The sequence below is a fragment of the Serratia sp. S4 genome, assembly GCF_000347995.1.
Taxonomy (GTDB): Bacteria; Pseudomonadota; Gammaproteobacteria; order Enterobacterales; family Enterobacteriaceae; genus Serratia; species Serratia quinivorans.
Genome location: NZ_KB661120.1, coordinates 335952 through 352451, shown reverse-complemented (window position 1 = coordinate 352451; position 16500 = coordinate 335952). Strand labels below are relative to the sequence as shown.

The following is a 16500-nucleotide window of genomic DNA, read 5'->3' as shown; positions in this document are numbered from 1 at the left end:
AACTCGCCTTCTAGCCGACCGTCCTTCAAGGTATAGTGCCCACTGATAATCTCGATGAGAGGGCTGAAGATGTCTGATTGCGAAGCTGTCGTCATACTCTGCACCGCACCCGATGAAGCCACGGCTCAAGACCTGGCGGCCCGGGTTTTGGGGGAAAAGCTGGCGGCCTGCGTCACGCTGCTGCCCGGCGCGTCATCGTTATATTACTGGGAAGGGAAACTGGAACAGGAGTACGAAGTGCAGATGCTGTTTAAAAGTCAACGCAGCCATCAAGATGCCCTGCTCAACTACCTGAAACAACATCACCCGTATCAAACGCCCGAGCTGTTGGTGCTGCCGGTGATGGCTGGAGATAAAGACTACCTGTTATGGATCAACGCCTCATTAAATTGATATTCCTGCTTTGCAGCCTGTTTTTTTTGCCACAGGCGGCTCAGGCATCGCTGTTCGCCCCTAACGGCGGCACCCAATTCGTGCCGGTCGATCAGGCGTTTGCCTTCGATTTTAAGCAGCAAGACCACCAGCTGACGCTGAACTGGCAAATTCGCCCCGGTTATTACCTCTATCGCCAGCAAATCAAGCTGGTGCCGCAGCAGGCAAGGTTAGGCTCCTTTGAGCTACCGGCCGGGCTGAGCCACAAGGATGAGTTCTTCGGCGAAGTCTCTATTTTCAAACAGCAGCTGAATCTGCCGATCCCACTGCAGCAGGCCACCAGCGGCGCCAGCCTGAGCGTGACTTATCAGGGCTGCGCCGAAGCAGGTTTCTGCTATCCGCCGGAAACGCGGGTGATCCCGCTGGATGCGGTAAGTGCCACAACCGCATTGCCAGTCAGCGCACCAGAAGAATCGGTGCCGGCCAGTCTGCCGTTCTCCCCCCTGTGGGCACTGCTGATTGGTATTGGCATTGCTTTCACCCCCTGCGTGTTGCCGATGTATCCACTGATTTCCGGCATCATTCTTGGGCGTGAAAAACCGCACAGCAGCGGACGTATACTGGCACTGGCGGTGGTTTACGTGCAGGGCATGGCGTTAACCTACACTGTGCTGGGTTTGGTGGTTGCCGCCGCCGGCTTGCAATTCCAGGCAGCGCTGCAACATCCGTATGTGCTCATCGGCCTGTCAGTGCTGTTTATCGCGCTGGCACTGTCGATGTTCGGTCTGTATTCGCTGCAGTTACCTTCTTCACTGCAAACCCGGCTGGCGGGCTGGAGCAATAGCCAACAAGGCGGTTCACTGCCTGGCGTATTCCTGATGGGCGCTCTGGCCGGGCTGATTTGCTCCCCTTGCACCACAGCGCCGCTCAGCGCCATCCTGTTGTACATTGCCCAAAGCGGCAATATGTGGGCCGGCGGTGGCACTTTGTATCTGTATGCGCTGGGGATGGGCATTCCGCTGGTGCTGGTGACCCTGTTCGGTAACCGTCTGTTGCCACGCAGTGGCCCATGGATGCAGTATGTCAAAGAGGCGTTCGGCTTTGTGATCCTGGCGCTGCCGGTATTCCTGCTGGAACGAGTGATCGGTGATGTGTGGGGACTACGGCTGTGGAGCCTGCTTGGCCTTGCGTTCTTCGGCTGGGCCTTCGCGCTGAGCCTGAAGACCTCCCGCGGCTGGGTACGGGCATTGCAATTACTGCTGCTGGCTGCGGCCGTCATTGCTGCGCGACCGCTGCAAGACTGGGCCTTTGGCACCAGCAGCGCACAGCAGGCAGCGGTACAACACCTGAACTTCACGCGTATCAGTAATGTAGATCAGCTCAATGCTGCACTGCAGCAGGCGCAGGGGAAACCGGTGATGCTGGATCTGTACGCCGACTGGTGCGTCGCTTGCAAGGAGTTCGAGAAATATACCTTCAGCGATACGCGCGTTCAGGCCGCGCTTGCCAACACCGTGCTGCTGCAGGCGGATGTCACGGCCAACAATGCCGAGCAGGTCGCACTCCTTAAACACCTGAAAGTCCTGGGATTGCCAACTATTCTGTTCTTTAACGGCACGGGGCAAGAGTTAACCAGCCAACGGGTTACCGGATTTATGGATGCCGCAGCGTTCAACGCGCATTTGCAGAAAACGGTGCAATAAATAACACTGAGGATCGGAACCGAATTTGGAGGAAGCACAAGTGCAACGTGAACACGTCCTTGATACGGCACTGGGGCTGTTGGAACAACAGGGCCTGGCGACCGCCACACTGGAAATGCTGGCGGATAAACTCGATGTACAGCCGGGCGACCTGAAACGGTTCTGGCCGGATCGTGAAGCGCTGCTGTATGACTGCCTGCGCTATCATGGCCAGCAAATTGACACCTGGCGTCGCCAGTTGCTGCTGGACGAGACTCTAAGCCCACAGCAAAAACTGTTGGCGCGCTATGACGTTTTGGCAGAGTACGTCAAACACGACCGCTATCCCGGCTGTTTATTTATCGCTGCCTGCAGCTTTTTCCCGGAGGTGGATCACCCTATCCATCAATTGGCAGAGCAACAGAAGCTGACGTCGCTGGATCTGACCCGCGATTTGCTGCGTGAAATGGATGCCGACGACGCCGATATGGTGGCACAACAGATGGAGCTGATCCAGGAAGGTTGTCTGAGCAAACTGCTGATAAAACGCCAGCTACAGGACGTTTCCGTGGCCAAGCGGCTGGCGGAAGACATCTTGCAGGTAGCTCAGTGCCGAAGAAACGGGGCATTAAGTTAATTCAGTGTGCGGCGGTGCACCGCCGCCGCAGAATTTTGGCCAATCCGGCGCAATTTTTGCGCCCTTTGACCGAAAAGCCAGCAACCAGACGCGTTTCACCTGATTTCATTCATAAAGCCGTTGACTGCCTTCGGCCAATACGGTTTAATGCTGCGCGTTGCCCGGATAGCTCAGTCGGTAGAGCAGGGGATTGAAAATCCCCGTGTCCTTGGTTCGATTCCGAGTCCGGGCACCATATTTAGAAGAACCCGCCTATGGCGGGTTTTTTGCTTTTCAGGAGTGGGACTCTTCATCGAACAAGTTCGATTACCAGATGTGCGTCACTTATCGGCGTCCGGGATTGCCGGCGTCGAGCGCAATTGCACGCGCAGCGTGAATCGAACCAGCGGTACGGTCAGCGCCGTCGTCACCAGCGCGAACACCACGAGGATCGTATAGACCTTTGGCGGAAGGATCTGCATCTGCAGACCGATTGACAGGACGATGAGCTCCATCAAGCCGCGCGTATTCATCAGCGAGCTCACCAACATCGCATCGCGTGGCTCAAGCCCGGTGGCACGCGCGCCCAGATAACTGCCGCCGAACTTGCCGATGAATCCGCCCGCGAGGAATACGCCGAACCACATCCATGATGCCGCGTCGTCGATCGTGCCGATCGACGCATGCAGCCCCGCATACGCGAAAAACACCGGCATCAGCACAAGCCTGACAAAACCTTCGACGTTCTCCCGCCACTCATTTGCAATACCGGGCACGCGCCGCACGAACAGCGCTGCAGCAAGTGCGCCAAATGCGCTATGAAATCCGATCAGCGACGTCGCGAGTGCCGACGCCATTACGAAACATAACAACACGGCCAAGCGGTCACGCGCCGCATGTGCAGTCGATGCGAGCCGCACAAGCGCCGGTCTAACCACGAAGCGCACCAGGAACGCGCACAGCACCAGATACGCGAGCAGGCTAACGAGCATGCGCGCAAATGCCCAACCAGGCCCGCTCGATAGCGAAGCAATAGTTGCAAGCAGTATCCATCCGAGCGCATCCGTCAGCATCGCGGCAGACATGGCGTGCCGTGCGCCCACCATGGCGTTGAGCGCCAGGTCGTCGACGATGCGCGCCATCACCGGTACCGCTGATATCGCAAGCGCGACACCGCAGAAGAGTATATAGGGCAGCGCCGGCGCATCGCTGGCGAGCATGTCTTTCGAGACAGTGGCGACGATCATGCCGATCGCAGCCGGTACGACGAGCCCACCCACGGCGATCGCGACGGGCATGCGCCAACGCCTGTCGCACAGCGTCTCGCCCAACTCCATATGCAGACCAACCTGAAACATCAGCAGTATCAGGCCGACTTCACCGACTTGCCCCATCGCCGACAGCGTGTCTGGGCCGAACAACGCATCGTAAAAATCCGGTGCGATCACGCCAAACAGCGAAGGACCCAATAGCAAACCGGCTGCGATCTCACCGACGACCGCGCATTGGCCGAGCCGTTCGGCAATGCGGCCGCAGACGTTGCAGAGCGCGATCACCAGCACCAGTTGCAACAGCCAGACAGTCATGAATACCTCGGAAAAAGCGGCACCGACACGAACTTGCTGGCCGCGAGCGCCTGGCGGAACGATCTGTCCGAGAGCGGCTCGTTTAGGGCCGCCGACTTACGCATCACCGCTCACTCGCAACGCGGTCGACCCAGCCCCGGTAGAACGCACGGTACTTGAGCACGAGCTTATCGTACTTGCTGTACGCGCCGCCGCCGTCCGGCTTCATCCCGTTCCAGATTTTGACGTCGTACTTCGCTGCCTGTCGGGTCTGCAGCCCGAACAGTACGTAGTCGGTCGCGCGGCGCAAGGCGCCCCCCACCTTCTTGATCGAGATGAGCATGTGCATGACGTTCTTGCCGTCGCTCACCGGCGTCACACACTGGAGCAGCTTGTATTTGAAGTCTCCGTCCAGGGAGACGGTCATGACGCACCCGCCGGGGTAGCCATCGAAGTGCAGGTTCATCTGCGACATATTCAGGCCGAGCACACGTGCCAGCATGCCGGAGGCCCCGAAATACCGGTCCACGGTGAAGTCGATCCCGGCACCGAACCACGCGCCCGCCTGTGCCAGAGACTCAACCTCCGGCCACGGGCGCCAATCGTCGAACAGCTTGAGCTCGAAGGCCGAGATCGGGAGCTCGTGCACGGGGGACGCGTGTTGCGCGTCGTAGAAGTTCTCTACGATCCGCAAGACAGCCGTCGTCGTATCGAATGCGAAGTGCAGGTGCATAAAATCGCCGTTGTCGACGTCGGCTGCGGCGATTTCTGGCAGCGGGTGCAGCGGCTCTGGTGAGCCGTACCAAACCCACACGTAGCCGTATCGCTCGGCGGTGACCAACGTCGGCTGGCGCACCGATCGCGGCACCGGCTCCAGCCGACGCACCGTCTGGTTGTGACCGGGGATATGAACGCACTGGCCCTGCTCGTCGTACCGCCAGTGATGAAACGGGCACTGGATGCACCCGTCCTTGACCTGCCCGTCGGCCAGGTTCGCGCCGAGGTGCGAGCAGTGGCGGTCCATCACCACGGCCTGCCCCATCGCGCCGCGCCACGCCACGCACGGACTGCCGAAGAGCGTCAACTCCGTCGGCTTATCCTTGAGGTCGTCCGAGCGCATCGCGACGTACCAACTCGCGGCCACGCTCGTGGTCGCGTCGTACACCCTAGAAGGATGCTCCTCAATGCTCGCTTGAACCCATTGAATGTCGCTCATCATTTTTGTGTCCTCGACGGCCGATTACTTCTTCCGAGACAAACTGATACGGGTCGTAATGTACGCCTTGAGCAGCGCGAACATCGGGTTGTAGTCGAAGTACTTTTTCACCTCTGCCGGCGCGCTGGTTTGTGTCCAGTGCATCAGCTTCATCGCCGGCAGTAGACTGTACTTCGAGTTGTTGAGCTGCGGCTTGTCCCCGGTGATGCAGTACCCGAAACCGAACATCTGCTTGGCAAAGTCTCGTTCGTCGATGAGGGCGTGGATCCGCGCCGCGGCCTCCCCGGTCGGCTTGAGCCCGGCGCTTACGGCCTCGATCTCGGCTTTGGCGTCGTTGAACAACTGGTAGTACCCCTCCATGTCTGCGCACAGGTACCCGAGGTACGGGGGGTCGTTGTCGAGATTGTCGAGATCGCCCTCGTCGCGCGAAGCACGGAACCTTGCGTGGGCTTGCACGAGCCGGAACTGCCCGAGGATCGTGCCGACTGCCCACAGCCTGTGGAACGCGTCCCACAAGCGGAAGTCCGTGAACGCCGTGTAGCAGCAACTGACGAAGTCGTCGTTGTGGTCCAAAAGCTTTTGCTGCAGGCGTTCGATGTACTCGAAGCGATCAGGGGAGAAGTCATCGTCGCGCAGCGCCTTGATGAGGCGCGCCGCGAGCGCATGGATGGTCACCGCAGTGTTCTCGAGCCCCCGCGAGAAGAGCGGGTCGATGAACCCGTTCGCGTGCAGCATCAGGCAGTAGCGATCGCCGATGCAGGTGCTCGACGAGAACTGCAGGCGGTCGGTCTTGACCCAGTCACGCACCGGCACGGCGTCGCGGAACTGCGCCCCGATGCTCGGGAACCGCGCGAGGAATTCGTCGAACTCTTGCTGCGCGGAGATGTCCGTTTTCGGGTAGACGCGCGGATCAAGCTGCAGGCCGACGCTCACCAGGTTGTTGGTCGACTTCGGGTGGTTGTTGAACGGAATCACCCAGAGCCAGCCACCCTCGAACATGTGGTGCAAGGTCCCCTCGTGCCAGCGCCAGCGCTGCCCCTTGACCTTGAAAATATCGTCGAACGGCTTGACCCCGAGCATGTGCGTGTAGAGGCTGCGCGAGTGCGTCTTAAAGCGACACGGCTCTTCGCGGAGATTGAACTTGGTCGCGAGCGGCGCGCGGGGTCCTCCACAGTCGATCATGTACCGGCCGGTGAACCGTTCGTCCTCGGCGGTGGACACCGCGACGCCGTCTTTATCGGCGTGGTATTCGGTCACTTTAGTCTTCTGGCGGACCGTGCAGCCGTATTTAATGGCGGCTTGCAACAGGTAAGCGTCGACGTCTTGCCGGTAATAATGGCTCTCCGGTCCCCAGGGCAACTCGGGGATGACGCACTGTGTGAACTCCTTCGGGTTGTGCTCCTGGCCGGGTTTGTGGAACACGAAGCCGAAGTTGCGCTTAATGCCCGTGCTCGACGAGACGTAACGCTGCGTCGAGTAAAACGACGTAATGTGGTCGAGCTCCGGAATGCCGTAGCGATCGGCGATGATACGGTTCATTAGAGACGTCTCGGGAATCGACGATTCGCCGATCGTGAACCGCGGGTGCGACGACTCCTCGATGATCAGCACGCGAAACTGCTGTTTGGCCAGGATAGCCCCCATCTGGGTGCCGGACATGCCCGAGCCGAGGATGATCACGTCGAAGTGGTTGCTATCGCGCCCGTTCGCGGGGCTGTTCTGAGTCATGAGGGCAAATCTCCTTAATGAGATGGAACAGATGGCCGTGCGCGTCAGAACTCGTTGAGAGCGGTGCGAATGCGGGAGCGCGCGGCAAGCGTGAGCATGACCAGATCGCCGAGCATGCTGGGCGCGTACCCTCCACTGCCGATTGCCGGGCCGCTTCGCCCGGCTTCGTACACCCGCTCCGCCAATTGAACATGAGGTGCCCGGAAGCGCAGCAGGATCACGAAGATCCGGTTGAGGGCCGCCAGCCCGCCCCGGACGGATTCGCCCTGCGCACCTACTCGAGCCTCGCCAATCGCGCGGTCGACGAGCGACGGCCTCCCAGCGAACCGAGCGTAGACTGCCCTGTACGCGGGAAGGACATAGGGCAGGTACGTCTCTTTGAATTCTCGATAAGCCTGGTGGTCCGATTGCGAGCCCCACAGGACATGATCCAGCACGAAGAGGGGCATTTCTACGGCACCGGGGCCAAGGTAACTCTGGCCCCCGACGCGAATCGGTTCGTAGAAGGGGCGGAGCTCGTCGTAGAAGACCTGCGGCGAGATGAATCGGTACGCGTAGACAATCGATTCGACCATTTTTTGCAGATAGGCTGCCAGCTCGTCGCACCCTTGCGCGAACGCGGGCGACTTCAAGGGGACGTCGTGCAGTTCGACGGTCACCGTGATGGCCGCCTCGAGGGCCGCCATCGAGATGCGCACGCTCTCAAGCAGGTGCGCTTCGTCGCTGAGCCCGGTGTAGCTCCGTTGCGCGTCGGCCGCCGCGGGGTTCCAGACCGTCACATGCAGGAGCGTCTCACGCGGCGGCAGGTCGGTCATGCGCGCCAGATCGAGCAGCAGCGGCTCGAGCCCGGGCACCACGTCCACGGGCTCGTGTCCGTGCCGCTTGAGCGACCCGAGGAAGAACCCAATGTCCCGCATCGCGGCGGCGGCTTCGACGAAGCCCCAGCCGGAGGGCACGCCGCGCACCGGGAGGAACTCTCGCAGCAGGCTAACGATACCGGGCACGTCCTTGTTACGGTTCAGGCCCGGCAGTTGCAAAACGAGCGAGCGAGCCTGCAGCGGATCGCAGGTTGCCACGGCAGCGTGCGTGGCAGCGAATACGCATGTCCGGTCCAGGGCGCGCTCCACTACCGGCTCTCCGGCGACGCGGACGTCGGCCCGGGTCGAGACAGCCCCACTTCGCCGTCGCGCAGCGACCGCAGGTAGTCATAGTTCGTCGGCAGGCTCGCCCGCAGACGCTCGGCCTCACGCTGGATGCGGGCGAACATCACCTCGGCCTTTTCGATCGACTCCGGTCGCAATTGCAAGAGCGGCAGCGACCGGTCGGGCAGCATGCCCAGGCCGGCAAAGATGCAGTAGTAGTTTCCGTTCAACCAGAAGTTCTTGAATTCGAAGTCGAAGGTCTCATAGTAAGTGGAATCGTCGAACGACGTGGTGGTCAACGGCAGCCCCGCCTTGTAGCGCTCAACCTTCTCTTTGATGGAGTCGGAGAGCCGCAGATCGTGCCGGTTCGCAAGCCAGAACGGCGTGTCTTCGCGTGACGAAGTGAAATAGTGCGCTTGGACAAAGTCTCGGCAATCGTCGAACATGTAGACGATCTCGGCGTTGAACGCGTCGGCCAACCGCGGGTCGAACGAGGTGTCGGGGAAGTGCTTCACGAGTTGGTAAAGCGCCGCGTAGATGAAGTAGATCCCCGTCGATTCCAGGGGCTCCAAAAAGCACGACGCCAGCCCGATAGAGACGCAGTTGTTGACCCATGACCGCTTGTTGCGCCCGACCCGGAACTTGATCTGATTGAGCGGCTGATTGTCCGAGAGGCCCCAGAGGTTGAGAAAGTCGGTGGTGGCCTGGTCGCGGGAGGTGAACTTGCTCGAGAAGACGTAGCCGCTGCCGAACCGACCCAGCATCGGAATCTTCCAGGTCCACCCCGAGTTCATGGCGATCGAGGAGGTATAGGGTTCGACCCCCACTTGCGCGTCGTCGTTGGGTACGGCAGTGGCGACCGCGCTGTCGCACAGCAGGTAGTCGGACATGTCAATGAAGGGCTCTTTCAGGGCCTGGTTGATCAAGAGCCCCCGCATGCCTGAGCAGTCGATGAACAGATCCGCCTCCAGCTTCCGGCCCTCTTTGGTGAACAGGCTGGAGATGAAGCCGTGCTCGTTCAGGTTAACCTCCACGACCTCGTCGACCACTCGGTTCACCCCGCGATCGACGGCCCAGCGCTTCAAAAAATCGGCCACCAAGTGCGCGTCGAAGTGCCACGCGTGGGACATCTGACGGGTGCCATCATGCAGGCACGGTGCCAGATTGCCATCAAGCGCCCCGGGCTGCGGGTAGCAGGCGTACGCCATCGACTGCTGAAAGCCCTGTTCGCGCTTGCGCAGCCAGTAGTGGGTAAGCGGCACGCCGTCGCAGCTCGGCACATTGCCGAACAAATGGTAGAAGTAATCGTTGCGCGAGTGGTCGGGAGAGGTTCTCCAATTCACGAACTTGATGCCGGCCTTGAACGCACCGTTCACCTGGGGCATCCACTCCTGTTCCGGTATCCCGAGGAAGTCGAAGAACACCTTCTGCAAACTTGGGATGGTCGCCTCGCCCACACCGATCCGGGGGATCGTCGCAGATTCGATGAGCGTAATGTTTGCCTGCTGTTGGAGCGCCCGGACGAGGTACGAGGCGGACATCCAGCCCGCAGTGCCGCCGCCCACGATGACGATATTCTTGATCGGTTTGCTCATGACACTCTCCCATAGGAAGTAGTGGAGATGTTAAATTAGGTTCTAATTCAGACTAGAATCTAATTTTAAAAGTGCAAATTCCGTTTCAGAATTAACTCGGTGATATATCCTCTCGCGAATCGCCCCCTCACAACCCTAATTACACACCACCCAGCCACCGGTTAAAATATTATTTTCAAGCGGTTAGAATTACGGACAAAGCAGAAAAAACAAGATCACCTCATTATTCACAATAATAAAATCAAGGCATATAACGCCCCTACCCACCCTCAGGCAATTTACACACAACACACTATTTTTACTGTATTTTTAAAATAAAAAAGGCGACACATCTTATCCAAAAAATCATGATCGAATTTTTCAATCACTGCCAGTTCAGATTTAACTGCTTCCTTAAATAAATACTCTATCAATTGGATATTAATGGATTATGAATTGTTAGCACACTTACAATACTATAAGTTAAACACCCAGTTAGTTATAGGTGATGCATTATCTACTTGCCAAACAACAAAAATAATCGATACCGATTCATACATTACTTATGTATAAAAATATCCATAGAATAATATTATTTGCACAATCCAGCATTCAGTCTAAAAACAATTATCCATCTAATTTTCATACGAATACTCAACGATATTCGGAAATTTTTTTCTGCCTCAAATCCCCATCCATTGACATATCGTCGAGGGCAATCCTGGTGAGCTATAACCGTTGGGGGTTCAGCTTCGCCCCGCCATCGCCGTCAACTAAAGTACTTAATAATCAACATAGCGCCGGAAGCCAACAAGATCACATTGATGAGCTTGAGGAATTGCTCACGCGACATCTTCAACGTGAAGTAACGGCCCAGGGTAATTCCCACCAGCATGCCCGGCACCAGCACTAGCGCCAGCAGTAATAAGTCAACGTCCAGATAAACACCGGCCAGAGCAAAAATGACCACCCGAGTCAGGGTACTCATACCAATCAGAGTGGTTTGGGTTATACGGAAAGCTTCTTTTTTCTCAATCCGGCCACTGAGATAGATGGCATAAATAAAGCCACCGCTACCAAATAGTGCGCTGAATATCCCCCCCACCAAACCAAAAGGCACCGCCGCCCTGGGTGAAAATTGCCGAGCGGGCTTTAAACCACTGAGTGAATAGAGCGCGTAAAACACCACAAAAATCCCCAACGCCAGCAACAGAATTTCTGGTCGAGTCTTCAACAGGATCGCCGCCCCCAACAGGCTGCCGATAATCATCAGTGGGACCAGCCTTTTTAATTCAGGCCATTGAGCATTCCGCCCGTCGCGACTGACGTTAACAATCGCCGCGCACATATCCAGCAGTGCCAGCAACGGGACGATTTTCGCCACCGGCATATAAAGCGCCATTATCGGACTGGCGACTAACGCGGAACCAAAACCGGCGATGCCGAAGATCACATAAGCCACTAATAGTGTGGCTGCCAGCACCAGATAACCGGAGAGCGTTAAGGTTTCTTGCATATTAGTTGTTCCCAATCCATGAACATTTTGAGCCAAAAGGTAAAACCTTCTGCCTTAGCCCGGCAAAATTTAGTCCACGGGGGCGTTTTTGACCACCTGACCGTTGATGTTACTATAGGCAGATCACAATAGAGCGCGACGACGTTTAAGGACGATATTTGAGTATGGGAAGCACATTCGCTGTATGGCGGCTGATTGCCGTGTGCGTAATCAGTCTGGGATTACTGGGGTGCGGCTCCGGAAAGAAATCGAACAGCTACGACCGTGATTATGATCGCTTGGCCAGAGGCAGTTATAACGGCAACACCTATACCGTCAAACGTGGCGATACTCTGTTCTACATTGCCTGGATCACCAACAGCGAAGTCAGCGAGTTGGCGCGACGCAATAAAATCCCCAAACCCTACAACCTCGAGATTGGCCAAAAGCTGGCGTTAAATAACGCGACGGCAAAGAAAGGCAAGACACGCAAAACACAGTCAACCAGCCAGATTGCAGCCGTTACACCGCCGATCCGCAGCAGTATCAAATGTTGGCGCTGGCCAACCCAGGGCAACATTATCAGCAAGTATTCCACTGCCGACGGGGGCAATAAAGGCATCGATATCGCCGGTAACCGTGGGCAACCGGTATTTGCCGCAGCCAAAGGGAGGGTGGTGTATGTCGGTAACCAACTGCGGGGTTATGGCAATCTGATTATGATCAAACACAATGATGAGTACATCAGCGCCTATGCCCACAACAATACCCTGCTGGTGCGCAATGCTCAGGAAGTGAAAGCCGGGCAGAAGATTGCCACCATGGGCAGCACGGGTACCGACAAGGTGATGCTGCACTTCCAGATCCGTTATCGTGCCACCGCATTGGATCCGCTGCGCTTCCTGCCGGCCCAGGGCTCTGCCCCCTCCTGTTGATCCCAAGACGACTAAACCCGCCATCAGGCGGGTTTAGTCGTCAAATCAATCTCGTCCAAAAGCGATTAAGAGTCTGTTATCTGCCTGGCCTTGCCGGACAAGAACTCTTTCTCAAAGGCGAGCGCCTTTTTACTGTCGAACTGGTGTTCCCATTTAGCTACCACCAGCACCGCCAGCGCATTGCCCACCACGTTCAGTGCGGTACGCGCCATATCCAGAATGCGATCTACGCCGGCAATAAACGCCAGGCCTTCCAACGGGATCCCCACGCTACCCAGCGTCGCCAACAGCACCACAAAGGAAACACCGGGCACGCCGGCAATCCCCTTGGAGGTGAGCATCAGCGTCACCACCAGCACAATCTCCTGGCCCAGGGACAGCTCAATCCCATACAGCTGCGCAATAAAGATGGCGGCAATGCTCTGATACAGCGTTGAACCGTCCAGATTGAAGGAGTAACCGGTCGGTACCACAAAGCTGGTGATCGCCTTCGGCGCGCCGTAAGCCTCCATCTTTTCGATGATGCGCGGCAACACCGTTTCCGAACTGGCGGTGGAGAAGGCCAGGATCAGTTCATCCTTCAGAATACGGATCAGCGTCCAGATACGCAGGTTACAGATGCGTGCGACCGCCCCCAGCACCACCAACGCAAAGAAGGCAATGGCGAAGTACACCAGCAGTACCAGTTTGGCCAGGGGCAGCAATGAGGCGAAGCCAAAGTTGGCAACCGTCACTGCAATCAAACCAAACACCCCAATCGGCGCATAGCGCATGATCATATGCGTGACTTTGAACATACTTTCGGAAACGGCTTTAAATACCTTCAGCAACGGCTCTTTGGTTTCTTTCGGCAATGACGACAGGCCCAGGCCAAACAGCACCGAGAAGAAGATGATCGGCAACATGTCGCCCTTCGCCATCGAAGCGAAGATGTTCGACGGGATCAACGACAGAATGGTGGCAACCAGGCTGTGCGAGCCACTTTGCACCTGCTCCGTGGTTTTTTCATACTGCGAGATATCCACCGCAGTCAGCGTCGACATGTCGATACCGTGGCCGGGTTGAAAAACATTAGCCAATGTCAGCCCCACCACAATGGCGATAGTGGTGATCACTTCGAAGTAAATAATGGTTTTCAACCCGAGACGGCCTAACTTCTTCGCATCCCCCACGCCAGCAATACCCACCACCAGCGTAGAAATAACGATCGGTACCACAATCATCTTAATCAGGCGGATAAATATATCACCGGCCGGGCTTAGAATATTACTGACCAACCACTCTCGTGATTCAGTTTGATTATGGAGCACCGCCCCAACAATAATGCCCAACGCCAATGCAATCATAATTTGCCAGGCAAGACTGATTTTTACACTCTTCATACCCAAAAAGTCCTCAAAGACTCTTTTCGGCACATTTATAATAACGCGCCGAAAAGAATACTTAATCATTTAATACAGGCTTATGTTAATGACCAGGAAGCGTTCACCTGCCCTTAGTGTGACGCTGTTTAAATCTTTACCATTTGGCAGGCATACTCTGCAAGCCTTGTTTTATCTGGGTTTTGTGCAAAAAACGAACTCGCGTGATTTAATTTTCAGTGTCGCCAGGCATAATTTATTGTTATTAAAAGCTTAATTTTATGTGAGGTGAATCACAATAGCACCTGGGATCTTGAGTTTTACGCATAATGAAAATGCGTTAACTTTCGTTAATCTTGCATATTTAGTCCGATAGGGATGTTTGTATTCTGTTACATTAAAGTTTTCAAAATGAAAATATCCGGCCTCACAGGCCTCCTATTTAATAGGATGATTCCGAAATTTTTTCCTTATTAGCACTATTGGCTGACGGCTTGGCTATTAATATCGACATAGAATATTAAAGGTGCTCTAAGGTCCGAAAAGGTTTAACAGAGATTTTAACCGCGGAATTTTATATTAACTAATACCGATAAAAAGCGGAGTTATTGCCGAGTTGGTTATTCTTTTTAGTTCTTTAGATAGCGTTTTCTGACTAAAACTTCCTATTTACCCGCTTTCTCCCACCAAGCAGGCAGATGCCCCACACGAATGAGGCAGAACTATTACAAATCAATATCTTCGTTGCGTGATCTGCCGCCCAAAAAAGAAACAAAGAATCGGAGCAAACTATACTTAACCTCTAGTTGACATATTATTAACAACTTCAAGGAGAAAAGCCATGAGCCAAGTGCATAAACACGCTATTCCTTCTGCAATTGCAGAACACGCCCTGATTAATCCGACGCAATATCAACAATATTATCAACAGTCTGTGCAAGACCCAGAAACGTTCTGGGGCGAGCAGGGAAAAATCCTCGACTGGATAAAACCTTATACCCGGGTAAAAAATACCTCATTCGATCCGGGCCATATCAGCATTCGCTGGTTTGAAGACGGCACCCTGAACCTGGCGGCCAACTGCCTCGATCGCCACCTGGCCGAACGCGGCGACCAAACCGCCATTATCTGGGAAGGTGACGATCCCACCCAGTCAAAACAGGTGACCTATAAACAACTGCACCACGATGTCTGCCAATTCGCCAACGTGCTGAAAAAGCTGGGCGTCAAGAAAGGCGACGTCGTGGCTATCTATATGCCCATGGTGCCGGAAGCCGCTGTCGCCATGCTGGCCTGCGCCCGCATCGGGGCCGTGCATTCGGTGATCTTTGGTGGTTTCTCGCCGGAAGCCGTGGCTGGCCGTATTATCGACTCCAACTCCAAACTGGTTATCACCGCTGACGAAGGCCTGCGCGCCGGGCGTGCCGTTCCGCTGAAGAAAAACGTCGATGACGCGCTGAAAAATCCAGGCGTGAAAAGCGTCACCAACGTCGTCGTGTTCCAGCGTACCGGCAAACCGGGTTACTGGCAGGAAGGCCGCGATCTGTGGTGGCATGAACTGACCCAGGGTGTTTCAGCCGACTGTCCACCGGAAGAGATGAGTGCGGAAGATCCGCTGTTTATCCTTTATACCTCAGGCTCGACCGGCAAACCCAAAGGCGTGCTGCACACCACCGGCGGCTATCTGGTGTATGCCGCCATGACCTTTAAATACGTATTCGATTACCACGATGGCGACGTGTACTGGTGTACCGCCGACGTCGGTTGGGTCACAGGCCACAGCTATCTGTTGTACGGCCCGCTGGCCTGCGGTGCCATTACCCTGATGTTTGAAGGGGTGCCGAACTACCCTGGCGTTAATCGTCTGTCACAGGTGATCGACAAGCACCAGGTCAATATCCTGTATACCGCCCCTACCGCCATTCGTGCCCTGATGGCCGAAGGTGACAAGGCGATCGAAGGGACCAAACGCGATTCGCTGCGCATCATGGGTTCGGTCGGCGAACCGATCAACCCGGAAGCCTGGGAGTGGTATTACAATAAAATCGGCAACGCTAAATGCCCGATCGTCGACACCTGGTGGCAGACCGAAACCGGCGGCTTTATGATCACTCCGCTGCCCGGTGCCACCGAGTTGAAAGCCGGTTCCGCTACGCGGCCGTTCTTTGGTGTTCAACCGGCACTGGTCGATAATATCGGCACTGTGCAGGAGGGCGCCTGTGAAGGCAACCTGGTGATCACCGACTCCTGGCCAGGCCAGGCTCGAACGTTGTTCGGCGACCACGATCGTTTCGAACAAACCTACTTCTCCACCTTTAAAGGCATGTATTTCAGCGGTGACGGCGCACGCCGTGATGAAGACGGATACTACTGGATCACTGGCCGTGTCGATGACGTGCTTAACGTCTCCGGCCACCGTCTGGGCACCGCCGAGATTGAGTCGGCCCTGGTTTCCCACCCGAAAATCGCCGAAGCGGCGGTGGTCGGCATCCCTCATAACATCAAGGGCCAGGCGATTTACGCCTATATCACGCTGAACCACGGTGAAGAACCAACGCCTGAGCTATATACCGAAGTACGTAACTGGGTACGTAAAGAAATAGGACCGATCGCCACGCCGGACGTGCTGCACTGGACAGACTCCCTGCCAAAAACGCGTTCCGGCAAGATCATGCGTCGCATCCTGCGCAAAATTGCCGCCGGTGATACCAGCAATTTGGGAGATACCTCAACGCTGGCGGATCCGGCCGTAGTCGACAAGCTGTTGGAAGAAAAACAATCAATGAAAGTTCCGTCGTAATTTCCGCCGCCTCA

General features: G+C 56.1%; 12 protein-coding genes and 1 tRNA gene. 6 read left to right on the top strand and 7 right to left on the bottom strand.

Annotation, left to right across the window (positions count from 1 at the left end; translation table 11 throughout):
• The first annotated feature begins 69 nt into the window (after window positions 1–69).
• The 4 genes from cutA (at window position 70) to SERS4_RS0102215 (ending at window position 2926) form a co-directional block, all read left to right on the top strand.
• Window positions 70–393 carry a divalent cation tolerance protein CutA gene (cutA, locus tag SERS4_RS0102230; protein WP_012004868.1) on the top strand — a complete coding sequence of 108 codons (324 nt, stop codon included), beginning with the start codon at window positions 70–72 and terminating at the stop codon, window positions 391–393.
• A complete protein-coding gene (locus SERS4_RS0102225) occupies window positions 369–2075 on the top strand; it encodes a protein-disulfide reductase DsbD (protein ID WP_017891346.1) in 1707 nt (568 codons plus the stop codon). The genes cutA and SERS4_RS0102225 overlap by 25 nt, the downstream gene beginning before the upstream one ends.
• Window positions 2076–2115: 40 nt before the next feature.
• Window positions 2116–2691: a transcriptional regulator gene (locus tag SERS4_RS0102220; protein ID WP_017891345.1), complete on the top strand. Its 576-nt coding sequence runs from the start codon at window positions 2116–2118 to the stop codon at window positions 2689–2691.
• 159 nt (window positions 2692–2850) lie between these two features.
• Window positions 2851–2926: transfer RNA gene (locus tag SERS4_RS0102215), tRNA-Phe, on the top strand.
• An 85-nt stretch (window positions 2927–3011) separates the two neighbouring features.
• Here SERS4_RS0102215 and SERS4_RS0102210 read toward each other — a convergent pair.
• The 6 genes from SERS4_RS0102210 to SERS4_RS0102185 all read right to left on the bottom strand — a co-directional run bounded on the left by SERS4_RS0102210 (window position 3012) and on the right by SERS4_RS0102185 (window position 11411).
• Window positions 3012–4256, bottom strand: a complete 1245-nt coding sequence (locus tag SERS4_RS0102210; RefSeq protein WP_017891344.1) for a cation:proton antiporter — start codon at window positions 4254–4256, stop codon at window positions 3012–3014.
• Window positions 4257–4359: 103 nt separating this feature from the next.
• Window positions 4360–5454 carry a Rieske 2Fe-2S domain-containing protein gene (locus tag SERS4_RS0102205; protein ID WP_017891343.1) on the bottom strand — a complete coding sequence of 365 codons (1095 nt, stop codon included), beginning with the start codon at window positions 5452–5454 and terminating at the stop codon, window positions 4360–4362.
• Between the two features lie 21 nt (window positions 5455–5475).
• Complete coding sequence (locus SERS4_RS0102200) at window positions 5476–7179, bottom strand: NAD(P)/FAD-dependent oxidoreductase (RefSeq protein WP_017891342.1); 1704 nt, start codon at window positions 7177–7179, stop codon at window positions 5476–5478.
• Between the two features lie 44 nt (window positions 7180–7223).
• Window positions 7224–8306: a monodechloroaminopyrrolnitrin synthase PrnB family protein gene (locus SERS4_RS0102195; RefSeq protein WP_017891341.1), complete on the bottom strand. Its 1083-nt coding sequence runs from the start codon at window positions 8304–8306 to the stop codon at window positions 7224–7226.
• Window positions 8306–9916 (bottom strand): tryptophan halogenase family protein, encoded by a 1611-nt coding sequence (locus tag SERS4_RS0102190; RefSeq protein WP_017891340.1) that lies wholly within the window; start codon window positions 9914–9916, stop codon window positions 8306–8308. Before SERS4_RS0102190 ends, SERS4_RS0102195 begins: the two co-directional genes overlap by 1 nt.
• A 748-nt stretch (window positions 9917–10664) precedes the next feature.
• Entirely contained in the window at window positions 10665–11411 is a 747-nt protein-coding gene (locus SERS4_RS0102185) for a sulfite exporter TauE/SafE family protein (protein WP_012004767.1), read from the bottom strand.
• Between the two features lie 164 nt (window positions 11412–11575).
• On the opposite strand from SERS4_RS0102185, the gene actS reads away from it, so the two are divergent.
• Window positions 11576–12325 (top strand): amidase activator ActS, encoded by a 750-nt coding sequence (actS, locus tag SERS4_RS0102180; protein ID WP_017891339.1) that lies wholly within the window; start codon window positions 11576–11578, stop codon window positions 12323–12325.
• Window positions 12326–12390: 65 nt separating this feature from the next.
• On the opposite strand, the gene gltP is transcribed toward actS, so the two are convergent.
• The gene (gltP, locus tag SERS4_RS0102175) at window positions 12391–13707 is read right to left on the bottom strand and encodes a glutamate/aspartate:proton symporter GltP (RefSeq protein WP_012004765.1); all 1317 of its coding nucleotides are present in this window, start codon (window positions 13705–13707) and stop codon (window positions 12391–12393) included.
• 820 nt (window positions 13708–14527) lie between these two features.
• On the opposite strand from gltP, the gene acs reads away from it, so the two are divergent.
• Complete coding sequence (acs, locus tag SERS4_RS0102170) at window positions 14528–16486, top strand: acetate--CoA ligase (protein ID WP_017891338.1); 1959 nt, start codon at window positions 14528–14530, stop codon at window positions 16484–16486.
• Window positions 16487–16500 lie beyond the last annotated feature (14 nt).